This window comes from Xenorhabdus bovienii (assembly GCF_024721015.1).
Taxonomy (GTDB): domain Bacteria; phylum Pseudomonadota; class Gammaproteobacteria; order Enterobacterales; family Enterobacteriaceae; genus Xenorhabdus; species Xenorhabdus bovienii.
Genome location: NZ_JANAIF010000037.1, coordinates 1 through 23,280, shown reverse-complemented (window position 1 = coordinate 23,280; position 23,280 = coordinate 1). Strand labels below are relative to the sequence as shown.

The window sequence follows — 23,280 nt, the reverse complement described above, 5'->3', positions numbered from 1 at the left end:
TCTATTGGTAATTTAAGGTGTGATATGAAAGTTACTGTATTTGGTATTGGCTACGTGGGCTTGGTTCAAGCAACTGTATTTGCCGAAGTCGGGCATGATGTGCTTTGTGTCGATGTTGATGCAAAAAAAGTCGAAAACCTGAAAAATGGCCAGATCCCTATTTTTGAGCCAGGTTTAGTGCCGCTTGTGAAGAAAAATTATACGGAAGGGCGCCTGAATTTTACAACGGATGCTAAAGCCGGTGTTGCACATGGCAAATTACAGTTTATTGCAGTAGGAACGCCTCCTGATGAAGATGGATCAGCAGATCTTCAATATGTCACTGCCGTAGCCCGTACTATTGCGGAAAACATGGATGGCTACAAAGTCGTTGTTGATAAATCAACGGTACCTGTAGGTACGGCTGATAAAGTCAGAGCAGTTATGCAAACGGTATTAACTCAACGCAGCGCAGATTTTCCATTTGATGTTGTTTCCAACCCTGAATTTTTGAAGGAAGGGGCAGCGATTTCTGACTGTATGCGGCCTGAGCGTATTATAATTGGCTGTGATAATGACAATGTGATTGATGTGATGCGCGAACTGTATGAGCCATTTAATCGTAATCATGATCGTATGATTGTCATGGACATCCGCAGTGCAGAGTTGACTAAATATGCAGCTAACTGCATGTTGGCAACTAAGATCAGTTTTATGAATGAAATTGCAAACTTGGCAGAAATGTTAGGGGCTGATATTGAGCATGTACGTCAGGGAATAGGTTCTGATCCGCGTATTGGCTATCATTTCATTTATCCAGGATGCGGATATGGTGGTTCATGTTTCTCGAAAGATGTTCAGGCATTAATCCGGACTTCCGAGCAAATTGGATATACACCTAAAATACTTCAGGCGGTGGAACTGGTTAACGAAAAACAAAAGAGTAAGCTGCCTACTTTTGTTAAACGCCATTTTGGTGATGATTTATCAGGTAAAACATTCGCAATTTGGGGATTATCATTTAAACCTAATACGGATGATATGCGTGAGGCATCAAGTCGCGTATTAATGGAAGCATTGTGGGAAAGCGGCGCTAAAGTGCAGGCATATGATCCAGAAGCTATGCAGGAAGCTCAGCGTATTTATGGCCAGCGTGATGATCTTTCTCTGATGGGAACAAAAGAAGCGGCATTAAAAGGTGCGGATGCTTTGATTATCTGTACAGAATGGCAGAACTTCAGAGCGCCTGATTTCGATATAATGAAGGACTCAATGAAGTCGCCAATAATTTTTGATGGGCGCAATCTTTATGATCCAGAACGCCTGCAATCGCGTGGATTCACTTACTATGGCATTGGTCGTGGCGCCTCTATCAATCCAGTTGTTTGAGTTATGATATGAAATTTTTAGTGACAGGTTCTGCTGGTTTTATTGGTTTTCATGTTAGCCAGCGATTATTGGGTATGGGGCATGAAGTTGTCGGTATCGATAACATCAATGATTATTATGATGTTAATTTGAAGCAGGCGAGATTAAATTTATTACTCCCTCATCCGAGTTTTCAATTTGAAAAATTGGATCTGGCCGACAGAATTGCAATCCCGGAATTGTTTGCTAAACACCAATTTCAGCGAGTCATCCATTTGGGCGCTCAGCCGGGTGTTCGTTATTCAATACAAAACCCAATGGCATATATTGACGCCAATATCATTGGTCATATCAATATTCTTGAAGGATGTCGTCATAATCGTGTTGAACACTTATTATATGCATCTTCAAGTTCAGTGTATGGATTAAATAAAAAGCAACCGTTTTCCACCAATGATTCGGTTGATCATCCTGTTTCTTTATATGCGGCGACGAAAAAAGCTGATGAGTTAATGTCTCACAGCTATTCGCATCTCTATCAACTACCAACAACGGGATTGCGGTTTTTTACCGTATACGGGCCGTGGGGACGCCCTGATATGGCTTTATTTAAGTTCACTAAAGCCATGTTAGAGGGCCGGTCAATTGATGTTTATAATCATGGTAATATGGTGAGGGATTTCACATATATTGATGATATTGTCGAATCTATAATCAGATTGCAAGATATCATTCCTACTCCTAATAAAGACTGGTCAGTTGAAGATGGGGCGATATCTTCCAGTTCTGCTCCGTATCGTATTTACAATATTGGTAACGGTCAGCCGACAAAATTGGGTGATTTTATTGAAGCTATTGAAGCGTCATTAGGGATTAACGCCAAGAAGAACTTTATGGAAATTCAGGATGGCGATGTGTTATCAACTTGTGCGGACTCCAGCACACTTTATGATAAGATTGGCTTTTCACCTGATACCCCAGTGAAGGAAGGGGTGAAACGGTTTGTCGATTGGTATTTGGATTTTTACCAGAAATCGGAACAATGACAAGGCAGTAAAAAGGAGCGGTTCGCTCCTTTTTTATAATTCTATGTTAATAAAAAACTAAGTTAGTGTTAAATTTGTTTTTAGCACATCGTGAATATGCAGGCGATTTGGCCGTTAATATAACCCTCTGTACCCTTACATCAGCCAATAAATAACTTAGTTAGATATATTAATCATAAAACAAAAATACCCTTGATAGGGTATTTTTGTTATTAAGTTTACAAAACAACTGATTAAATCAAGAAATCTTCCAGCTTTTTGCCTTCTTCATCAATTGCTTTTTTGATTACAGCTGGTGTACGGCCTTGGCCAGTCCAAGTTTTAGTTTCACCTTCGTCAATGTATGAAAATTTGGCTGGACGTGTAGCACGCTTAGATTTGCTAGTGGCTTTACCGCTTAAAGCATCTACTAAATCGCTTAATTCAATGCCGTCTTTCTCCAGCATTTCACGGTATTCTTGAAGCTTACGGCTGCGCTCTTCTATTTGTGCGCGAGCTTGGCTGTCTTCGTCACGACGTTCTTCAACAACAATCGTTAGTTTTTCCAACATTTCTTCTAAGGTAGTAAGTTCACATTCTCTTGCTTGTGCGCGCAAGGTACGGATGTTATTTAAGGATTTTAAATTTTCGCTCATTGTCCTGGTCTCAAATTATAATGATGATGGCTGATGTACGGATAATAATAGAATGCTATTTTATTTTCTGCAATAGTGAATTTACTTTCTCAGGCTAAAACATATCATTTTAAAACGCAATTCTTTTAGCAATCGATATATTGCGTTTTAATCCTGCTATTGGGTTTATCATTTCTCAATAACCGTTTGAGGTAGATTACTACAAAGCTGAGAGGGAGATAAATTTCTACGTATAAAACTAATTTATAGTCAATCCGTAAGGAATGTTAACTGTTCTTCTCAAAATAAGGTAAAAAACAAGGATGAGATGAAAGTTTTTTTATGGGTAATCCATTAGTTATGATTATAGTGATTGAATTGAACAAAAGTAAACCACTTTGATTATTAATATGCAAAGAATGGAAAGAAAAATAACTATTTCTTTTTGATGTTAATTTCGTTCGTTTATCATGCCGAATGCGCTTATGGAGTTGATTTTATATACACAAATGTGATGATTATCATGAAAATAATCTTTTCTTATTTGTTCTAATTTCTTTCTGCTACGTTGAATTCGTCAATAACAGGGGATAATTTCAGGCGGAATTTGTGGTAAACTTGCAAAGATTTATCACCTGATTAAATTTGACAAGAGGATGGACGGGCCAATGGCTCAACTTTATTTTTATCATTCTGCCATGAATGCAGGAAAATCAACTTCTTTATTGCAATCTTCCTATAACTATAACGAAAGAGGAATGAGAACGCTGATTTTTACAGCAGAAATCGATACACGATTTGGTAAAGGACGGGTCAGCTCCCGTATTGGTCTATCTGCTGATGCCTTATTATTTTCATCGGAGACAAATATCGCTGAACTTATCAGACGTGAAAACGAGGTGGAAAAAGTCCATTGTGTCTTGATTGATGAATGTCAGTTTTTAACGAAAAAACACGTCGAACAACTATGTGAAATCGTTGATTATGACGATATCCCCGTCCTTTGTTACGGGTTACGAACAGATTTCCAAGGTGAATTATTCAGTGGAAGCCAATATCTTCTCGCTTGGTCAGATAAATTGGTTGAATTGAAAACCATTTGCCATTGTGGAAGAAAAGCCAGTCGTGTACTGCGTTTTGGCAGCGACGGAAACGTTGTTTATGATGGTGCACAGGTTGATATTGGAGGCAATGAAAAATACGTCTCCGTGTGTCGTAGGCACTATATGGACGTTATTCGTGAAGCTCAGACAAAAAAAGTTCCATGAACCTGGCGTCTTTATGTTTGCATTATCATGAAGCCAGAAAATGAAATAATAAAAAGGTGCAGGGGATGGTCTCTGAACCTTTTAAATTACATCACATCATTATTTATTACTGTTTCTTATTATTTTTTCTTTTTGATTTTTCTGCCTGCTGAGATATGGCATATTCTGTGAATTTACGGCCATAGAAAGAGTCTAGCATCAATTGCTTCAACTCAGAAATTAATGGATAACGCGGATTGGCGCCTGTGCATTGATCATCAAAAGCGTCTTCCGCAAGTTTATCGATTTTCGCCAGGAAATCGGCTTCCTGAATACCTGTTTCATGAATTGACACTGGAATACCTAACTGAGATTTTAGCTCTTCCAGCCAAGCCAGTAATTTTTCAATCTTGGCGGCAGTGCGATCCTCTGATGCCGTCAACCCCAGATGCTCTGCAATTTCAGCATAGCGGCGTCGTGCCTGTGGACGGTCATATTGGCTGAATGCAGTTTGTTTTGTTGGGTTGTCGTTAGCGTTGTAGCGAATAACGTTACAGATCAACAACGCATTCGCCAATCCATGTGGGATATGGAACTCAGAACCCAGTTTATGAGCCATGGAATGGCAGACCCCCAGAAAAGCATTGGCAAAGGCAATTCCGGCAATGGTTGCCGCATTATGGACGCGTTCGCGGGCAACTGGATTTTTAGCGCCTTCATGGTAACTGGCAGGCAGAAAATCCTTCAGTAGCTTCAGCGCTTGCAATGCTTGACCATCAGAATATTCATTAGCCAAGACAGAAACATAAGCTTCGAGTGCATGGGTAACGGCATCCAATCCACCAAAGGCACACAGTGACTTTGGCATATTCATGACAAGGTTTGCATCGACAATCGCCATATCAGGTGTTAATGCATAGTCTGCCAATGGATATTTCTGTCCAGTGATATCATCGGTAACAACCGCAAAAGGTGTTACTTCTGAACCTGTTCCAGAGGTGGTTGTAATAGCTACCATTTTTGCTTTCACGCCCATTTTGGGGAATTTATAGATGCGTTTGCGGATATCCATAAAACGCAGTGCCAATTCTTCAAAGTGAGTTTCTGGATGCTCATACATAACCCACATAATTTTGGCTGCATCCATAGGTGAACCCCCTCCGAGGGCAATGATGACATCAGGTTTAAACAGATGCATTTGTTCGGCGCCCTTGCGGACGATGCTTAAAGTAGGATCGGCTTCAACCTCGAAGAAAACTTCGGTTTCTATTCCGTGAGATTTAAATACATTGATAACCTGATCGGTGTAGCCGTTATTAAATAAGAAACGGTCTGTCACGATGAAGGCACGTTTTGCGCCATCTGTAGCAACTTCTTCCAGTGCTACGGGCAGGGAGCCACGGCGAAAATAGATTGATTTGGGAAGTTTATGCCACAACATATTCTCGGCTCTTTTGGCGACAGTTTTCGTATTGATCAGGTGTTTTGGCCCCACGTTTTCGGAAATAGAGTTTCCTCCCCAAGAGCCACAACCCAGTGTTAGAGAAGGGGAGAGTTTGAAATTGTAAAGATCGCCGATTCCACCCTGAGATGCCGGTGTATTTATCAGAATGCGGGCAGTCTTCATCTTGTCGCCGAAATATTTGATACGTTCGGATTGATTATCCTGATCAGTATAGAGAGAGGAGGTGTGACCAATGCCACCCATTTCAACCAGTTTTTCTGCTTTTTCAACGGCATCTTCAAAGTTTTTACCACGGTACATAGCAAGCAGTGGCGAAAGTTTTTCATGGGCAAAAGGTTCTGTTTCGTCCACTAGAGTGACTTCACCGATAAGAATTTTAGTTTCTTCCGGAACGCAGACACCTGCCATTTCAGCAATCTTGGTTGCAGGTTGGCCGACAATGGCGGCATTCAAACTGCCATTTTTCAAAATGATATCTTGAACGGCTTTAAGCTCCTCTCCTTGCAGGAGATAACCACCGTGGGTCGAGAAACGTTTACGGACTTGATCATAAACGCTATCGACGACAATCACAGATTGCTCAGAAGCACAAATGACGCCGTTATCGAAAGTTTTGGACATCAGGATCGATGCTACGGCACGTTTGATATCCGCAGATTCATCGATCACGACTGGCGTATTACCCGCACCAACACCAATTGCGGGCTTGCCTGAGCTATAGGCTGCTTTTACCATGCCGGGCCCACCCGTTGCCAAAATAAGATTAATATCAGGGTGATGCATTAAAGCATGGGATAGCTCAACAGAAGGTTCATTTATCCAACCGATGATATTTTTTGGTGCACCGGCTGCAACAGCCGCTTGAAGAACGATTTCTGCTGCCCTATTGGTTGCTTTTTTGGCGCGTGGATGGGGCGAAAAAATAATACCATTACGGGTTTTCAGGCTGATAAGTGCTTTGAAAATCGCGGTTGATGTTGGATTTGTGGTTGGAACAATACCGCAAATCAAGCCAATAGGTTCAGCGATGGTTATCGTACCGAAAGTATTATCTTCAGATAAAATCCCACAGGTTTTATCATCTTTATAGGCGTTATAAATATATTCAGAAGCGAAGTGATTTTTGATCACTTTATCTTCCACAATACCCATACCAGATTCAGCTACGGCTAATTTTGCCAATGGAATACGGGCATCTGCTGCCGCGAGAGCAGCTGCACGGAAAATTCGGTCAATTTGTTCTTGGGAAAAATGGGCAAATTCTCTCTGGGCTTTTTTTACACGAGCAACTAATTCATTGAGTTCGGCAATCTGAGTTATAGCCATAAAATTACTCCTGATAAACGTTAAATTTTTTAAGGAAATTAGCTGTGAGATTATTCATTTATTAAACAATATAGCGAGATTCATCGTTCGAAATTCAATCATGAACACCGCTAATTACCTTAAAAAATTATCTAAATTAATGAGTTGATATATTAATTATGCACCTTGCCTGATATTTAATGTTGAGCACAGCTTATCACTTGCTGGCTTTTTTTTAGTGATTTAGATCACTAAAACATTAGCTGATTCCATTCGGCTTTATACCTTTATGAGAATAATTATCAATTGATGTATAAGTGTGAATTTAAATATCTATTTAACTTTAATGGCACAATTGATTAACTAAATCTTTATAGTATGTCTTATGGAGAACGTTGCTTTGATTGAATCAGAACGCTGGGTTTATTGATTTAACGTAACGAAAAAATATTTTTTTTACGGTATTTTCTTAAGTGTTGTTAAAAGTTTTGTTTATTTATATACAGAGAGGTTATGTGTGAGCGAATCATTGCTGGGGTTTTCTGGGTATATTAAATTTTTTATGGGGTTGTTTGCCTTGGTGAACCCCATCGGAATTTTACCTGTCTTCATTAGTATGACGAATTATCAGACACCAGCGGGGCGCAATAAAACAAACCTTATCGCAAATTTGTCTGTTGCCATTATTTTGTGTATCTCATTACTGATAGGTGACTCTATCCTGCACATGTTTGGCATTTCTATCGATTCATTTCGTATCGCAGGTGGGGTGTTGATAGTGACAATTGCGATGTCAATGATTAGTGGCAAACTGGGAGAGGATAAACAAAATAAGCAGGAAAAATCAGAAACAGCGGTTAGGGTCAGTATTGCGGTTGTTCCATTGGCATTGCCTCTTATGGCAGGGCCGGGAGCTATCAGCTCTTGTATTGTATGGAGTGCACGTTATCAAGGATGGCAAAATTATTTGGGGCTTGCATTAACCTGCCTGCTATTCACTTTTTGTTGCTGGTTATTATTTCGTTCAGCGACTTTATTGGTCAAATTTTTGGGGCAAACAGGTATTAATGTTATTACCCGAATTATGGGACTATTGTTAATGTCGCTGGGAATTGAGTTTATTGTGACAGGAACAAAAGCCGTGTTTCCTGGATTACTGTGATATGCACAGGTAATGGTAACGTTTGTATTGATTTAGAAAGTTAATATAAAAAAGAGAAATTTTTACTGAAATAGGGAATGAATTAACTAAAAATGAGCTAATAAACAACCAATGAGAAATATGATTAATCAATAACGTCGTTCCTGTATCATTTTTTAAAAACAATTATTTATATTTTATTCCTTTCTTATCTGCTACTACTGCAAAGTTATCCTGTAATTTTCCACACTATTTTCTTTCCATTATTCCATTAACAGCTTTATTGATTCACTGTTTTGTGATGGATGTGGGTTTTTACTCTGTGATGATTGCATTTTGTTAAAATAATGTTTATTTTCTTTTTGGTGGAATTGTGTGAATCCAAGATGATAAAAGTAAAAATAAAATCAATGATTATCAAGTGGTTGTATTTGTCTCGTGAATGTATTTTGCACAAAAATGGCGAGTTACTTTAACTATTTAATAAACCATTTATAAAAATATTATAACAATTATTATGCGAATATAGATTTTTAATAGACGAATTACTATTTATTAACAAAATGAGTAAGATGATAGGGTTGCTCAATTAAAAAACAATTAATTTGCTGTTGATAACTTGGAGCGAAAAATGAGGAAAACACCATCAAAGTTGGGTCAGTTAATATCGACTATTGCTTTATTATCGTTTCCTGTAGCACAGGGGATGGCTGCAACTGTTCCTGCAGGAGTGGCATTGGCTGAAAAGCAGGAAGTGACCGTTAATAATGGCGTTGAAGTCGCTTCACTTGATCCTCATAAGGTCGAGGGTGCACCTGAGACGGCAATTATTCGCAATATACTGGAAGGATTGGTTACGACAGGGCCTGATGGTGAGACTGTACCCGGGGTAGCAGAAAAGTGGGAAAATCAAGATTATAAGGTCTGGACGTTTTATTTACGTGACAATGCCAAATGGAGTGATGGCAAGCCAGTCACAGCCCATGATTTTGTCTATAGCTGGCGTCGCCTTGCTGATCCTAAAGTGGGGTCACCTTATACCAGTTATCTGCAATATACTTATGTCCAGAATGCTGAGGATATCTTAAAAGGGAAAAAATCGCCTGATCAATTGGGCGTCAAAGCGCTGGATGATCACCGTCTTCAAGTGACTCTCAGCCATCCGGTTCCCTATCTGGTCGATATGTTGAGCCACACAGCAATGAAACCCGTCAGGCAAGATGTGGTTGAGGCATTCGATAAAAAATGGACGTTACCAGAAAATTATATTGGCAATGGGGCTTATGTACTGAAAGATTGGGTTGTCAACGAACACATTGTCTTAACACGTAACTCGCAATATTGGAATAATAAAGAAACCATCATTGAAAAAGGCACTTTCCTGCCTATCGTCTCAGAAGTCAGTGATATTAACCGTTACCGCAGTGGTGAAATAGACATTACCAATGGTGCTATTACGCCTTATCTGTACCAGAAAATGAAGCGGGATATTCCAGACCAACTACACGTTTCACCTTTCCTGTGCACGTTTTACTATGAAATTAATAACAAAAATCCACTGTTTAAAGATAAACGGGTGCGTGAAGCGATTAAATTGAGCCTTGATAGAAATATTATCGCTGAAAGGATTATGGGGCAGGGGCAGATTCCGGCTTATGGCTTCACCCCTACTTACATTGGTGATGGTGGCTTTACTACCAACCCAGAATGGGCAAACTGGACGCAGGAACAACGTAACCAACGGGCAAAGGATCTATTGAAAGAAGCGGGTTTTGATGCCCGTAATCCTCTCAAATTCACTTTATTGTACAACACGTCAGATCAAAACAAACAACAAGCCATTGCCGCAGCATCAATGTGGCAGAAGAACATTGGTGCACAAGTGACGTTGCAGAATCAAGAATGGAAAACCTCACTGGAGAGCCGCCATCAAGGAAATTATGATGTGGCAAGGGCAACATGGTGCGGTGATTATAACGAACCTTCTTCCTTCCTAAATACTTTGTTGTCCGATAGCAGTAACAATACAGGCTTCTATCAAAGCGCTGCCTTTGATAACTATCTTAGTCAGGCTCTGGCCGCGAAAGATGAAGCAGCACGTAAAGCATTTTATCAGCAGGCCGAAGCTCAGCTTGATAAGGACTCAGGGCTGATACCGGTTTATTACCGTGTCAGTGTGCGTCTGATTCGCCCGACGGTGGTGGGGCTGACAGGGAAAGATCCCCTTGATTATATCGATTTTAAGAATCTCTATATTAAAAAAGCGAATGACTGATCGTTATTGCAAAGGATTGCCTTATTGCAAACAAAATAGTTCCTTTTGGATACGGAAAACAACCATTCCAAAAAGTGAATATGGCTTTTAAAAATCGGATGATATCAATTGGAGTAATAATAATATGGTAAACACAACAAAGAAAAGGTTAGCTGCTGGCATTACGGTAGCGTTAGGTATGATGACGGGTTGGCAGGCATTTGCTGCACAGGTTCCTGCGGGAGTGCAGTTGGCTGAAAAACAAGTTTTGGTGCGTAATAATGGCTCTGAGCCGCAATCTTTAGATCCTCATAAAATTGAAGGGGTGCCAGAATCCAATATAGCTCGTGATTTGTTTGAAGGGATTGTGATTAATGGTCCTAATGGCGAAATTTTACCCGGCGTAGCGACTCATTGGGAAAATCAGGATTTCAAGGTTTGGACATTCCATCTGCGTAAAGATGCGAAGTGGTCGAATGGTGACCCGGTTACTGCGCAGGATTTTGTTTACAGCTGGCGCCGACTGGCTGATCCAAATACAGCATCGCCTTACGCAAGTTATCTCCAATATGCTCATATTATTAATGTTGATGATGTCATCAAGGGAAAACAGAAGCCGGAGTCACTGGGTGTTAAGGCGTTGGATGACCATACCTTTCAGGTAACACTCAGCGAACCTGTTCCCTATCTGGTCAGACTACTGATTCATTCGACAATGTCACCAGTGCACCGTGCAACAGTTGAAAAATATGGAGACAGATGGACTCAGCCGCAAAATTTCGTAGGTAATGGCGCTTATAAACTGAAAAGCTGGAGCATCAATGAACGCCTTGTTTTCGAGCGTAGCCCGACATATTGGGATAACAAAAATACTATCATTAACCAAGTTACCTTCCTGCCTATTTCGTCTGAAGTGACTGATGTCAACCGCTATCGCAGCGGTGAAATTGACATGACTTATAGCAATCTACCGATCGAGCTATTCCAAAAACTAAAAAAAGAAATTCCCGATCAGTTACGTGTTAATCCTTATTTGTGCACTTACTTTTATGAAATTAACAACCAGAAACCACCCTTCAATGATCCTCGCGTCCGTACTGCATTGAAATTGGGTATGGATCGCGATCTGATTACTAACAAAGTTAAAAATCAGGGTGATACGCCTGCTTACGGTTGGGTCCCGCCTTACATTGCCGATTTTAAAGATGAAAAACCAGATTGGTACACCAAATTAAACCAGCAGCAACGTAATGAAGAAGCCAGAAAACTCTTGGCAGAGGCGGGATTTAGCAAAGATAATCCTCTGAAAATCAGTTTATTGTATAACACTTCTGATTTGCATAAAAAAATGGCGATTGCGGCCGCCGCCATCTGGAAGAAAAATATCGGTGTTGAGGTTTCTTTAGAGAATCAGGAATGGAAAACTTTCCTTGATACCCGCCACCAAGGCAATTATGACATCGCTCGTGCAGGCTGGTGCGCTGATTATAACGAACCCACGACTTTCCTGAATGTTAAATTATCTTATAGCAGCAACAATACAGCTCACTACAAGAGTGAAGCATTTGATGCTTTGATGAAAGAAGCATTAAAAGTGAAGACCGATGCAGAGCGAGTAGAAATCTACAAACAAGCGAATGCTCTGATAGATAAAGATTCTGCCGTTGTTCCGCTTTATTACTATGTAAGTACCCGTTTAGTGAAACCTTATGTGGGGGGTTATACCGGTAAAGACCCATTGGATAACATCCATACCAAGGATTTTTACATTATAAAACACTAGGAACAGTCGGGTGGCCTGATTCAGGCTACCCGACTGTAAAATTATTAAAGGCCATGGTTTGGTCAAACAATAGGAACGGGCAATGTTTAAATTTATTTTACGCCGCTGTTTAGAGGCGATCCCGACACTTTTAATTCTAATTACTATTTCATTTTTCATGATGCGGTTGGCACCAGGCAGTCCATTTACGGGTGAACGAAAATTACCGCCAGAAGTGATGGCAAATATCGAAGCGAAATATCATCTGAATGATCCTATCTATAAACAATACTTCAATTACTTAATCCAGCTTTCAAAAGGGGATTTTGGCCCATCATTCAAATATAAAGATTACAGTGTTAACGATTTGGTGGCAGAAGCATTGCCGGTTTCTGCCAAACTGGGATTTGCTGCTTTTATTATGGCTGTTGTATTGGGCGTCAGTGCAGGCACTATCGCAGCACTGAATCAGAATACTAAATGGGATTACACGGTGATGGGGTTTGCCATGACAGGGGTGGTGATCCCCAGCTTCGTGGTCGCTCCCTTATTGGTACTGATTTTTGCCATTATATTGAAGTGGCTACCGGGGGGCGGCTGGAATGGTGGTGCGCCGAAGTACATGATCCTGCCGATGGTGGCTTTGTCTCTTGCCTATATTGCTAGCATCTCCCGTATTACCCGTGGTTCCATGATAGAAATACTGCATTCAAACTTTATTCGTACGGCACGAGCCAAGGGGCTACCATTGCGAGCGATTATCTTCCGTCATGCTCTGAAACCTGCCTTATTGCCGGTCATTTCTTATATGGGGCCTGCATTTGTGGGCATCATTACGGGTTCAATGGTCATAGAAACCATCTTTGGCTTACCGGGACTGGGTCAGTTGTTCGTTAATGGCGCCTTAAACCGTGATTATTCACTGGTATTGAGCCTGACGATTTTGGTAGGAGGATTGACTATTCTGTTCAATGCCATTGTTGACGTGCTGTATGCCGTCATTGATCCGAAAATTCGTTACTGAGACTGGAGCACGCAATGTTACTAAATAAACGAAATAGCGAAGCTCTGGAAAATTTTTCTGAGCAACTAGAAGTTGAAGGCCGCAGTTTGTGGCAGGACGCACGACGCCGTTTTATCCACAATAAGGCAGCGATTACGAGTTTGTGTGTGCTGCTTCTCATCACATTATTTGTAATTTTTGCGCCAGTGTTGTCTCAATTTGTCTACGACGATACGGATTGGAATATGATGACGATGCCACCTGATTCCGAATCTAGCCACTATTTTGGCACCGACTCATCAGGGCGTGATCTGCTGGTTCGTGTCGCTATCGGTGGGCGTATTTCATTGATGGTCGGTATTGCAGCCGCTTTGATTGCTGTGATATTCGGCACGCTGTATGGGGCGACATCAGGCTATCTTGGCGGTAAAGTCGATATGATCATGATGCGCCTGCTGGAAATATTAAACTCCTTCCCATTCATGTTCTTCGTGATCCTGCTGGTGACTTTCTTCGGGCAAAACATCCTGTTGATTTTCGTGGCAATAGGCATGGTGTCATGGTTGGACATGGCGCGTATCGTCCGTGGTCAAACATTAAGCCTCAAGCGTAAGGAATTTATTGAAGCCGCATTAGTGGGCGGTGTATCCACCCGTCATATCGTTTTGCGTCATATCGTACCGAATGTATTGGGAGTTGTGGTGGTTTATGCCTCATTGCTGGTGCCAAGCATGATCCTGTTTGAATCCTTCCTGAGCTTCCTTGGATTGGGAACGCAGGAGCCGCTCAGTAGCTGGGGAGCCTTATTAAGCGATGGTGCCAATTCAATGGAAGTCGCCCCGTGGTTGTTGTTGTTTCCGGCTGGTTTTCTGGTACTGACCCTGTTTTGTTTTAACTTTATTGGTGACGGCCTGCGAGATGCCCTCGACCCGAAAGACCGTTAAGGAGAGCCTATGAATAGCGTAGAAGCTTCAAAAAATGCTAAAAGTGCTGAGCCACTATTAACGGTGAAAGATCTGAATGTCGCGTTCAGCACACCCGATGGCAGTGTGATAGCCGTAAATAAACTGAACTTTGATTTAAAAGCAGGAGAAACTCTGGGCATAGTGGGAGAATCCGGCTCCGGTAAATCACAGACTGCTTTTGCCCTGATGGGATTATTAGCCAGTAATGGTGTTGTGAGTGGTTCTGCTGCTTTTAATGGAAGAGAAATACTCAACCTGAAAGAAAAAGATCTAAACCGAATGCGGGCGGAAGAGATCTCAATGATATTTCAAGATCCAATGACTTCCCTTAATCCTTATATGCGAGTGGGTGAACAGCTAACTGAAGTCTTGATGTTGCATAAGCGCATCAGTAAAAGTGAAGCTGTCGAAGAATCCATTCGTATGTTGGATGCTGTCAAAATGCCAGAAGCGCGTAAGCGGATGAAAATGTACCCGCATGAATTCTCCGGTGGTATGCGTCAACGTGTCATGATTGCAATGGCATTATTATGCCAGCCCAAACTGTTGATTGCGGATGAACCGACAACAGCACTGGATGTCACTGTTCAGGCACAGATCATGACACTACTCAACGAGCTGAAAAGAGAGTTTAATACTGCCATCATCCTGATTACCCATGACCTGGGTGTCGTTGCAGGTATTTGTGACAAAGTACTGGTTATGTATGCGGGCAGAACCATGGAATATGGTTCTGCGCGTGACATATTTTATCACCCGACCCATCCATATTCGATTGGGTTGCTTGATGCTGTTCCTCGACTGGATGACGATGAGGAATCATTGACGACTATTCAGGGCAACCCACCTAACTTACTGAGACTGCCAAAAGGATGTCCATTCCAGCCACGTTGTCAATTTGCAACTGAGCGTTGTGCCAACGAAGAGCCACAGTTGGAACATTTTGATCTTGGGCGCTTGCGTGCCTGCTTTAAACCTCAGGAGGAATTGGTATGAACGCAGCAGCTGAAAAACGAGTCCTGTTGGAAGTCGATGACCTAAAAGTTTATTTTGACATTAAAGACGGGAAACAATGGTTCTGGCAACCAGCAAAAACTCTGAAGGCAGTCGATGGCGTTACACTGAGATTGTACGAAGGAGAAACGCTGGGCGTAGTGGGTGAATCAGGCTGCGGTAAATCGACGCTTGCCAGAGCGGTTATCGGGCTGGTTAAAGCCTCTGGCGGTACGGTAACGTGGCTTGGACAAAACCTGCTGGATATGAGTGGCAATCAGTGGCGGAATATTCGTAACGATATTCAGATGATTTTCCAAGATCCTCTGGCATCCCTTAATCCGCGTATGACGATTGGTGACATTATTGCTGAACCGCTCAGAACCTATCACCCCAAAATGAAATCTGGGGAAATAAAAGAAAAAGTCAAAAATATGATGATGCGGGTAGGGTTGTTGCCTAACCTGATTAACCGCTATCCCCATGAGTTTTCAGGGGGGCAATGCCAGCGTATTGGGATTGCCCGTGCGCTGATTCTAGAGCCTAAACTGGTTATCTGTGATGAGCCGGTTTCTGCGTTGGATGTTTCCATTCAGGCACAGGTTGTGAATCTATTGCAGGAATTACAGCGGGAAATGGGGCTTTCCCTGATATTTATTGCTCACGATCTGTCGATAGTGAAACATATTTCAGACCGCGTATTAGTGATGTATTTGGGGAATGCAGTGGAGTTGGGTACTTATGATGAGGTTTATCATAATCCGTTACATCCTTATACCCGCGCCTTAATGTCAGCCGTTCCCATTCCTGATCCAGACAAAGAGCGAAATAAACGCATCGAATTGCTGGAGGGAGAGCTGCCTTCGCCTATTGATCCACCATCTGGTTGTGTATTTCGAACCCGTTGCCCAATGGCTGATGCAGAATGTGCCAAAACACGTCCATTGCTTGAAGGCAGCTTCAAACATGCCGTGTCTTGTCTTAAGGTTGATCCGCTATAGCTTTAGTGTATGTTTAGTGTGACACTGTCACGAGTATATCTTCTAAGCCCTCGTTGTGGAGGGCTTATTTATAGGCAAGGACGGTTCAGGTGACTTATTTTTTCCATAAGATCTGGCAGATTGGGTGAGATTTTTCCCGACAGATTAACACTCGTGCAAAGATATCATCAATTTCAGCATCGTCAGATTCTGCCAAGCCAATAATAACTTCTGCAAAAAAATCAGGATGTAAATCAAAATCAACATGTTCAAGCCATATCGCTGAGGGTTCTAATAATTCAGCGCCGCCTCGTTCTTCAAATTGTAAATTAAACAATAGACTATCTGCCGGATCGAGATTGGTGATCGCTTGTTCCAGAAAGATATCGTAGGCTTTTTCAAGCGTTTCATCCTCAGTCATTCGATTATTGAAATCTAATTGGAGAGAATGTGTTGGTTTATTTTCCATGATGGTATTGTCCGAAATTAATAACAAAGAGAAATTAAAACATGATCTGTAGTGATTGAATACCCTTACTACTAATCACAGCCCCAATGATGCTAATGGGGCTGTGGAAAATATTGATTGATGATAATGGAAATATTCTTTTAGGCAAAATGTTACAAAAGTGGGCTGAAAAAATAACAGATACGTTCAAGAATACGGTGCCAGAGCGGGCGTTTCGCCCATTCCTCATTATCAAGCAGAGTCGAGCGAGCAATATAGCCCTGCTGGACGAATGTTAAATCATTGCCGAAGTGCTTATCATCAATCACAACCGTGATTTCAAAATTTAGCCACAGGCTACGCATATCCAGATTAACAGAGCCTACCATGCTGAGTTGTCCATCCACCAAAACGCTTTTAGTATGTAACAAACCATCTTCAAACTGATAAATTTTTACGCCAGCTTCTAGCAATTCCATAAAAAATGCCCGGCTTGCCCAGCGAACGAGAAATGAATTGTTCTGGCTTGGAAGAATAATGCTGACATCAACGCCGCGCATGGCAGCGGTACAAATTGCGTGCATTAAATCATCACTGGGTACAAAGTAAGGCGTGGTAAGAATAAGTTGTTCTCTGGCTGAAAAGATAGCTGTCATTAAGGACTGCTGGATCAATTCATCAGGAAACCCTGGTCCAGAAGCAATAACCTGAGCTGTATGTCCACTGGCTTGCTCGAAAGGCATAATAGTGCTGTCAGGCGGTGACGGAAGATGGCGCTGACCTGTTTCCATTTCCCAGTCGAAAGCATAGATAATCCCTAGGGTCGTTGTGACCGGGCCTTCCATTCTTACCATGATATCGACCCATTGGCCGAATCCTGCATCTTGTTTGAAAAAGCGCGGGTCAACCATATTCATGCTGCCAGTGTATGAAATATGATTATCGATAAGAATAATTTTTCTATGTTGACGTAAATCCATGCGGCGTAAGAACAGACGGAAGATATTAACCTTTAGTGATTCGACAAATTCAATACCCGCCTTGCGCATGATGTCAGGATATGGGCTGCGGAAAAATTGCCAGCTTCCGGCGGAATCTACCATGATACGACATTTGACACCGCGTTTAGCGGCACGCATCAAGGCATCAGTAACCTGATCAACTAACCCGCCTGCCTGCCATATATAAAATACCATTTCGATATTATGGTTGGCTTTTTCAATATCATTAACGATGGATTTCAGAGAATGATCATAAGAAGTCATCAGTTGCATTTTATTGCCCCTGACTCCTTTGATCCTCTGGCGCCGCTCGCATAATTGGAATAGCGGTTCAGCTACTTTGCTATTTTCATGGGCAAAAATATGGGGGGATTTTCTTAATTCAGAGAGCCATTTAGCGACAGATGAACGCATTTGTTTGGCTTGTTCGACTCTGCGTTTGCCTAGATACAATTCGCCAAATGACAGATAAGCGACAATTCCAACCAAAGGAAGGATATAAATGATAAGTACCCAAGTCATTGCTGATGTTACAGGCCGACGTTTCATTAAAACACGAATTGTGATACCGGCAATAATCAACCAGTATAAGAAAATAGCCAGCCAGTTCAGTACTGAATAAAAGGTTGTCATACGTGGCAATCAATCCTGTTTATTTAAGTATTTCATACTATTTTTTGTCGCCATTTCATGGAAACCCTAACAAACCATCAGCTAAATGTAGTCAACTTAGCAGAGAATAATCAAAACATTACCAATATCATACCTGATGTAGTCTCACAGGTATTATGTAATTTGATTCAGTTAAATCATGAATCAATTATATATCTATTAACTAATGACTTAGATTCAATACAGCGTTGTGTTAAACCTTCCATTGGTTGACATTACTGGCAGTGGGGATTAAGAATACTGCACTCAGCTGAATGAGAGGGTTAAATCGAGACATTTTATGAAACATAGCAGGAATGAAGTAGGGCGATGGCGAATGATTCGCCAAAACATCCGTCGCCGTCGTCGCTGGTTAGAGGGGCAATCACGTCGCAATTTACACATCTATTCGTTGCGCAAGACCAATGGTGACAGGCGTCGCAGGTCGATTCTGTTTGTGCAGAGCGGGGAGTGTCTCTAACTATAATGTGTGGCATGATACAGATGTTTTTGAATCATGATTGAATATGATAGTCATTTGCATTTAAACTAGTAGCTATCCGAAAACTGACTATCATGCTGCTAATCAAGAATTCTCTTATGCGTTGGATACACTGGCCGGTATTACTTTCTGTTTGTTTACATGTTTCTATTGCTGCGGCGCTCTTTCATGCTATTGAACCCGAAAAACAGCTAGAAGCGACTCCCATATCTGTTGCTATGATCCAACTGGCAGCGGAAGAAGCCCCTGTCTCGGAGCCTGCCATGCCTGAATCAATTCCTGAACCACCTGAACCAGAGCCTGAACCCGAACCTATCGCTAAGGTTGCTCTGCCTAAACCTGAGAAAAAACCGGAAGAGAAAAAGGTTGTTAAAAAGGAGCCTAAGCCGATGGAAAGAAAAGTAGAGAAAACATCGGAACAACCTGTCAAACCAGTTTCTGACGCTTCTCAAATGGTGAATAACCGGAATAATCAGTTAAAACCAACCCATCCTGCCCTTAATGACAAACCTAAAGTGCAGAATGGGCCAAAAGCATTAAGCAGATCGGTGCCTGTTTATCCATCCCGAGCGTGGCAATTGGGTACAGAGGGAATGGTTAAGGTAAAATATGATATTGACGAAGATGGTAGGGTTAAAAATATTGAAATTATTGCTGCCGATCCTAAAAACGTCTTTGAGCGGGAAGTGAAGCAAGCGATGAGAAAATGGCGTTATGAAAAAGCGCCTGCAACGGGGTATGTGACAACCATTGAATTTAAGCTTACTGGTATTTCACAGTCTTAATCAATATCTTCATCAAAAACAAGGGGACGCAAAGCGTCCCCTGACTGCACATGTAGAAATCATATTTTATAGCAAGTAGATTTTAATTATTTCTTAATACCTATCTGAGGGGGTTGAAATAAGTAAGAATGTATTATTATCTGGATTATTTATTTTATAAATAAAAAGGAGCGTAATAAATACGCTCCTTTAGTTTATGGGGTCACGTTCCTAATGAATCATTGTTTTGAATCACTGCTTTCAAGTTTGAACTGAGTTTTTCCTTCGGGTAAACGTCGTGAAGTATTATCTTTATTAACAGCTACATACGTGAAAACTGCATCTGTTGCACGATAACGCTGCCCAACCGGTTCGGATGCCACTTTTTTCACCCAAACTTCAATATGAATTGTGATAGATGAATTTCCTGTTTTTAGACAACGGGCATAACAGCAGACGACATCACCTACCGCAACTGGTTTTAGAAAACTGATGCCATCTACGCTAACAGTCACTACGCGCCCCTCTGCAATCTCTTTTGCCAGAATTGCGCCGCCAATATCCATTTGAGACATCAGCCAGCCACCGAAAATATCCCCATTGGCATTGGTATCAGCGGGCATGGCCAGTGTACGGAGGACCAATTCTCCGTTTGGTAAGCATTGTTGTTGTGTCATTAGAAAACTTGCTTTATTTGGTGAATACAACAATACCTGCCAATGCTTCGGCAGGTATCCATATGGAGCATTATTTTTGTTCGCGAGGTAGATGACGGTAGATATATACCACACTCAACACAGTAAAAACCAGCGTCAATGCCGTTAACCCGAACACTTTAAAATTTACCCAAACATCCTGAGGTAGCCAGAAAGCGACATAAATATTTGCCAGTGCACAGGCAATAAAGAAAATCGCCCAAGCTATGTTCAATTTTTTCCAGATAAAGTCCGGCAATTCCAGTTCCTTACCCAGCATCCTCTGAATCAATGTTTTTTTCATAAACCATTGGCTGATAAGCAGTGCTAAGGCAAAAATAGTATAAATTACCGTCACTTTCCATTTAATGAATAAATCACTGTGAAAAACCAGTGTCAGTGTGCCGAAGATAGCAACCACAATAAAAGTGATCAAAGATGATTTCTCAACTTTGCGGTAAATCAGGTAGGTGATGACAACGGCCAATCCTGTTGCTGCGATTAATGCTCCTGATGCATAAAAAATGTCATACATTTTGTAGACGATGAAAAAAACGACTAATGGCAAAAAGTCTAAAAGTTGTTTCATAAATTGAATCCACTGTAGTGCCGATGGTGGCATGTTCTTGAATTTGTGCCAGAGTGTATCAGATCTGACTGAAATGGTTTATTTATCGGGTGAAAAAACATATTTAGCCTATTTATCTGATTTTACCATAACGAATAGAGGAACTGAGAGGCCGCGAGCAGGGTTGTGAGTTTTTATTTAACACCGCATTATAATGCGCTCCATTCACGAAAGGACTAAATACCATGTTGTGGAAAAGATTACATCGCTGGATGCCGGGGTTGGAGAATTTTTGTTATTACCGCAAAGAGTATTTTAGTCATGATATACGGTCAGGCCTCTCAGTTGCTGCGGTTGCGTTACCCGTTGCAATTGCTTATGCGGAGTTAATGGGAATAAGCGCCATCATTGGTCTGTATGCCTGTATCTTACCGATGTTTGCCTACGCTTTATTTGGCACGTCCCGTCAGTTGATTGTCGGGCCTGATGCCGCAACATGCGCCGTGATTGCCGCAGCAGTTGCACCACTGGCCTTGGGAAATGAGCATGTTCGTTGGCAGCTTGCCATTATCATGACACTGATGACCGGATTCTGGTGTATTTTAGCGAGCCATTTTCGACTGGGTGCATTTGCCGATTTTCTGTCACGCCCTATTTTAAAAGGCTTTATCAATGGCGTGGCGATTACCATCATGGCTGATCAGCTTGCTAAAGTATTCGGACTTTCGGGTTTACCTCCGGAATTAATTGAGCGGTTAATTGCGCTTCCTCATAAATTATTAGAATCTCACTGGCCAACAGTAGGCATGTCAGTGATGACTTTACTGATATTGTTAGGTGTGCGTTTTCTGCATCCAGGTTGGCCAGCACCACTGATAGCGATGATCGTTTCAACCTATGTGAGCTGGCAATTTGAGCTGAATCAATATGGTATCCAGATCGTTGGCAATATGGAGAGCGGTTTGCCCATCGTCCCAATGCCTGAATTTCAACTTGGTGTTATGCGTGACTTGGTTGTTCCCTCCATTAACCTTGCGGTCATCAGCTTTGTCAGCTTTATGATGACGGCTCGTAGCTTTGCCAGTAAAAATGGTTACCAGGTTGATGCGGATTTGGAACTGCGGGCATTGGGCATTGCCAATATTGCCTCATCATTATCACTGGGATTTGCTGTTAGTGCTGCCAGTAGCCGTACTGCGGTTAATGATGCTATTGGTGGTAAAACACAGATGGTGTCGGTCATTGCTGCCATTACTATATTATTGGTACTGCTGTTTATGACAGAATTTCTGGGGTATATCCCTCTGTCATCACTGGGTATTGTTTTGATCTTCTCCACATGGTCATTGTTGGGGTTAAAAAATATCTGGTCATATCGAAAACGTAACCGCCGGGCTTTTACGCTATCCATTTTCACATTGGTAGCCGTTTTACTGGTTGGTGTGATTGATGGTATTGGCTTTGCGGTATTGCTTGGTCTATTGCAATTTCTGCGCATCATTTTTCGTCCCTCCGATCAACTGTTGGGGGTGAATGAGCAAGGGATGATCCACTCTATCAATCAAGGCAATGATATAGCGTCAGTGGATGGCATCATGATGTACCGCTTTAATTCGCCTTTAACTTACTTCAATGTTGGGTATTTCAAAAAACGGGTATTACAGCATGTAGAGAGAGCATCGAAATATCCTACATGGCTGGTGGTAGATGCAGCGGTTAGTTTTACTCATGATGATGTAAGCGTTTTCGCTGTATTGGATGAGCTGATTACGGAATTGAAAGAAAAGGATGTGACTTTAGTACTGGCGGGGCGCAGAACAGAATTAAATTACTGGATCAAGCAGAACAGGCTTAGTCGTAGTGATGAAGATTTGATTGTCGTACCTGATCTCTATTTTGCCATTCGTTTGATTCAAAGTAAGCAGCAAGTAGAAGAAAAAAAAGAAGAATGTGCGTAGGATACCTCGCCCTTTAGAGGTTGTCGCAAAAGGTCACCATTATCAGCTAAGCTCTGTGTTCCCATTTCAAACACAGAGCTTTTATGGCGCTATTCACACGAAAACTGACACCTTCCGTTCGCACAGGATTACTGTTTAATATAGTTATTTTCTATTTAACTTATTTGAATATATAAAACAATATCATAAAATGAATTGTTTTTAGTGTTTTATTATATGGTTATCTTTTTTTTGTTTATTTATCGTTATTTTACATTATAGTGTTATTTGCATTAATTTTCTTATTATTAATAATCAGGGTGAATGAGGTTATTATTTATTTTGTCAACCAATTGGTAATATATTTTTACATAAAATTAAATTAGCTAATATTATTTAAGAAATAAAAGTAGGCAATAAAAATAATGAAGAAATTCCTATCAAAATACTACTAATAGGGGTAATCACACTCGAGATTGGACATATATATTTACTAATAAATTGTCTTATTTTTCGTTTTTAAATTCATCTCAAAATTCCTAAAATATTTATATTTATATTTATATTTATATTTATATTTATATTTATATTT

At 41.2% G+C, this 23,280-nt stretch carries 19 protein-coding genes; 13 read left to right on the top strand and 6 right to left on the bottom strand.

Going from position 1 to position 23,280, the window contains the following annotated elements:
• The first annotated feature begins 24 nt into the window (after positions 1–24).
• Positions 25–1,368, top strand: coding sequence for a UDP-glucose dehydrogenase family protein (locus NXS07_RS11405; protein ID WP_258086771.1), 1,344 nt, complete (start codon positions 25–27; stop codon positions 1,366–1,368).
• 8 nt (positions 1,369–1,376) lie between these two features.
• Positions 1,377–2,393 carry an NAD-dependent epimerase gene (locus tag NXS07_RS11400; RefSeq protein ID WP_258086770.1) on the top strand — a complete coding sequence of 339 codons (1,017 nt, stop codon included), beginning with the start codon at positions 1,377–1,379 and terminating at the stop codon, positions 2,391–2,393.
• Between the two features lie 233 nt (positions 2,394–2,626).
• Here NXS07_RS11400 and NXS07_RS11395 read toward each other — a convergent pair whose 3' ends face one another.
• On the bottom strand, positions 2,627–3,028 hold the full coding sequence (locus NXS07_RS11395) for an H-NS family histone-like protein (protein WP_038188905.1): 402 nt from the start codon (positions 3,026–3,028) through the stop codon (positions 2,627–2,629).
• A gap of 647 nt (positions 3,029–3,675) precedes the next feature.
• On the opposite strand from NXS07_RS11395, the gene NXS07_RS11390 reads away from it, so the two are divergent.
• Positions 3,676–4,275: a thymidine kinase gene (locus NXS07_RS11390; protein ID WP_038208613.1), complete on the top strand. Its 600-nt coding sequence runs from the start codon at positions 3,676–3,678 to the stop codon at positions 4,273–4,275.
• Positions 4,276–4,381: 106 nt separating this feature from the next.
• On the opposite strand, the gene adhE is transcribed toward NXS07_RS11390, so the two are convergent.
• Positions 4,382–7,045 carry a bifunctional acetaldehyde-CoA/alcohol dehydrogenase gene (gene adhE, locus NXS07_RS11385; RefSeq protein WP_258086769.1) on the bottom strand — a complete coding sequence of 888 codons (2,664 nt, stop codon included), beginning with the start codon at positions 7,043–7,045 and terminating at the stop codon, positions 4,382–4,384.
• 496 nt (positions 7,046–7,541) lie between these two features.
• On the opposite strand from adhE, the gene NXS07_RS11380 reads away from it, so the two are divergent.
• From NXS07_RS11380 to oppF, 7 genes are all read left to right on the top strand, one after another.
• Positions 7,542–8,186: a YchE family NAAT transporter gene (locus NXS07_RS11380; RefSeq protein WP_038195242.1), complete on the top strand. Its 645-nt coding sequence runs from the start codon at positions 7,542–7,544 to the stop codon at positions 8,184–8,186.
• A 610-nt stretch (positions 8,187–8,796) separates the two neighbouring features.
• Complete coding sequence (locus NXS07_RS11375; protein WP_258086768.1) at positions 8,797–10,440, top strand: ABC transporter substrate-binding protein; 1,644 nt, start codon at positions 8,797–8,799, stop codon at positions 10,438–10,440.
• Positions 10,441–10,564: 124 nt separating this feature from the next.
• Positions 10,565–12,202 carry an oligopeptide ABC transporter substrate-binding protein OppA gene (gene oppA / locus NXS07_RS11370; RefSeq protein WP_038224726.1) on the top strand — a complete coding sequence of 546 codons (1,638 nt, stop codon included), beginning with the start codon at positions 10,565–10,567 and terminating at the stop codon, positions 12,200–12,202.
• Between the two features lie 82 nt (positions 12,203–12,284).
• Positions 12,285–13,205 carry an oligopeptide ABC transporter permease OppB gene (oppB, locus tag NXS07_RS11365; RefSeq protein ID WP_038188887.1) on the top strand — a complete coding sequence of 307 codons (921 nt, stop codon included), beginning with the start codon at positions 12,285–12,287 and terminating at the stop codon, positions 13,203–13,205.
• A 14-nt stretch (positions 13,206–13,219) separates the two neighbouring features.
• The gene (gene oppC, locus NXS07_RS11360) at positions 13,220–14,128 is read left to right on the top strand and encodes an oligopeptide ABC transporter permease OppC (protein ID WP_258086767.1); all 909 of its coding nucleotides are present in this window, start codon (positions 13,220–13,222) and stop codon (positions 14,126–14,128) included.
• 9 nt (positions 14,129–14,137) lie between these two features.
• Positions 14,138–15,145 (top strand): ABC transporter ATP-binding protein, encoded by a 1,008-nt coding sequence (locus NXS07_RS11355; protein WP_038188880.1) that lies wholly within the window; start codon positions 14,138–14,140, stop codon positions 15,143–15,145.
• On the top strand, positions 15,142–16,143 hold the full coding sequence (gene oppF, locus NXS07_RS11350; RefSeq protein ID WP_038195236.1) for a murein tripeptide/oligopeptide ABC transporter ATP binding protein OppF: 1,002 nt from the start codon (positions 15,142–15,144) through the stop codon (positions 16,141–16,143). Before NXS07_RS11355 ends, oppF begins: the two co-directional genes overlap by 4 nt.
• A 94-nt stretch (positions 16,144–16,237) precedes the next feature.
• Here the strand turns inward: oppF and NXS07_RS11345 are convergent, their stop codons facing one another.
• Positions 16,238–16,591 (bottom strand): HI1450 family dsDNA-mimic protein, encoded by a 354-nt coding sequence (locus NXS07_RS11345; protein WP_038195234.1) that lies wholly within the window; start codon positions 16,589–16,591, stop codon positions 16,238–16,240.
• A gap of 152 nt (positions 16,592–16,743) precedes the next feature.
• Positions 16,744–18,204 (bottom strand): cardiolipin synthase, encoded by a 1,461-nt coding sequence (gene cls, locus NXS07_RS11340; RefSeq protein ID WP_038195233.1) that lies wholly within the window; start codon positions 18,202–18,204, stop codon positions 16,744–16,746.
• Positions 18,205–18,523: 319 nt separating this feature from the next.
• Here cls and NXS07_RS11335 point away from each other — a divergent pair, with 319 nt between their 5' ends.
• Positions 18,524–18,703 (top strand): YciY family protein, encoded by a 180-nt coding sequence (locus NXS07_RS11335; RefSeq protein ID WP_071826315.1) that lies wholly within the window; start codon positions 18,524–18,526, stop codon positions 18,701–18,703.
• Positions 18,704–18,822: 119 nt separating this feature from the next.
• On the top strand, positions 18,823–19,509 hold the full coding sequence (tonB, locus tag NXS07_RS11330) for a TonB system transport protein TonB (protein WP_238099555.1): 687 nt from the start codon (positions 18,823–18,825) through the stop codon (positions 19,507–19,509).
• A gap of 218 nt (positions 19,510–19,727) precedes the next feature.
• Here the strand turns inward: tonB and yciA are convergent, their stop codons facing one another.
• Both yciA and NXS07_RS11320 read right to left on the bottom strand, forming a co-directional pair.
• Positions 19,728–20,165 carry an acyl-CoA thioester hydrolase YciA gene (gene yciA, locus NXS07_RS11325; RefSeq protein ID WP_038195230.1) on the bottom strand — a complete coding sequence of 146 codons (438 nt, stop codon included), beginning with the start codon at positions 20,163–20,165 and terminating at the stop codon, positions 19,728–19,730.
• A gap of 70 nt (positions 20,166–20,235) precedes the next feature.
• Entirely contained in the window at positions 20,236–20,772 is a 537-nt protein-coding gene (locus NXS07_RS11320; RefSeq protein WP_038218170.1) for a septation protein A, read from the bottom strand.
• Positions 20,773–20,996: 224 nt separating this feature from the next.
• Between NXS07_RS11320 and NXS07_RS11315 the strand changes: the two genes are divergently transcribed.
• Positions 20,997–22,709, top strand: coding sequence for a SulP family inorganic anion transporter (locus NXS07_RS11315; protein ID WP_038195227.1), 1,713 nt, complete (start codon positions 20,997–20,999; stop codon positions 22,707–22,709).
• Positions 22,710–23,280: the final 571 nt, after the last annotated feature.

What these genes read in the sequence shown, in the direction of transcription:
- NXS07_RS11345 (WP_038195234.1), bottom strand. Translation starts at nt 16,591, where the DNA reads ATGGAAAATAAACCAACACATTCTCTCCAATTAGATTTCAATAATCGA.
- oppB (WP_038188887.1), top strand. Translation starts at nt 12,285, where the DNA reads ATGTTTAAATTTATTTTACGCCGCTGTTTAGAGGCGATCCCGACACTT.
- yciA (WP_038195230.1), bottom strand. Translation starts at nt 20,165, where the DNA reads ATGACACAACAACAATGCTTACCAAACGGAGAATTGGTCCTCCGTACA.
- adhE (WP_258086769.1), bottom strand. Translation starts at nt 7,045, where the DNA reads ATGGCTATAACTCAGATTGCCGAACTCAATGAATTAGTTGCTCGTGTA.
- tonB (WP_238099555.1), top strand. Translation starts at nt 18,823, where the DNA reads ATGCGTTGGATACACTGGCCGGTATTACTTTCTGTTTGTTTACATGTT.
- oppF (WP_038195236.1), top strand. Translation starts at nt 15,142, where the DNA reads ATGAACGCAGCAGCTGAAAAACGAGTCCTGTTGGAAGTCGATGACCTA.
- NXS07_RS11320 (WP_038218170.1), bottom strand. Translation starts at nt 20,772, where the DNA reads ATGAAACAACTTTTAGACTTTTTGCCATTAGTCGTTTTTTTCATCGTC.
- oppC (WP_258086767.1), top strand. Translation starts at nt 13,220, where the DNA reads ATGTTACTAAATAAACGAAATAGCGAAGCTCTGGAAAATTTTTCTGAG.
- cls (WP_038195233.1), bottom strand. Translation starts at nt 18,204, where the DNA reads ATGACAACCTTTTATTCAGTACTGAACTGGCTGGCTATTTTCTTATAC.
- NXS07_RS11355 (WP_038188880.1), top strand. Translation starts at nt 14,138, where the DNA reads ATGAATAGCGTAGAAGCTTCAAAAAATGCTAAAAGTGCTGAGCCACTA.
- NXS07_RS11400 (WP_258086770.1), top strand. Translation starts at nt 1,377, where the DNA reads ATGAAATTTTTAGTGACAGGTTCTGCTGGTTTTATTGGTTTTCATGTT.
- NXS07_RS11335 (WP_071826315.1), top strand. Translation starts at nt 18,524, where the DNA reads ATGAAACATAGCAGGAATGAAGTAGGGCGATGGCGAATGATTCGCCAA.
- NXS07_RS11395 (WP_038188905.1), bottom strand. Translation starts at nt 3,028, where the DNA reads ATGAGCGAAAATTTAAAATCCTTAAATAACATCCGTACCTTGCGCGCA.
- NXS07_RS11405 (WP_258086771.1), top strand. Translation starts at nt 25, where the DNA reads ATGAAAGTTACTGTATTTGGTATTGGCTACGTGGGCTTGGTTCAAGCA.
- NXS07_RS11315 (WP_038195227.1), top strand. Translation starts at nt 20,997, where the DNA reads ATGTTGTGGAAAAGATTACATCGCTGGATGCCGGGGTTGGAGAATTTT.
- oppA (WP_038224726.1), top strand. Translation starts at nt 10,565, where the DNA reads ATGGTAAACACAACAAAGAAAAGGTTAGCTGCTGGCATTACGGTAGCG.
- NXS07_RS11390 (WP_038208613.1), top strand. Translation starts at nt 3,676, where the DNA reads ATGGCTCAACTTTATTTTTATCATTCTGCCATGAATGCAGGAAAATCA.
- NXS07_RS11375 (WP_258086768.1), top strand. Translation starts at nt 8,797, where the DNA reads ATGAGGAAAACACCATCAAAGTTGGGTCAGTTAATATCGACTATTGCT.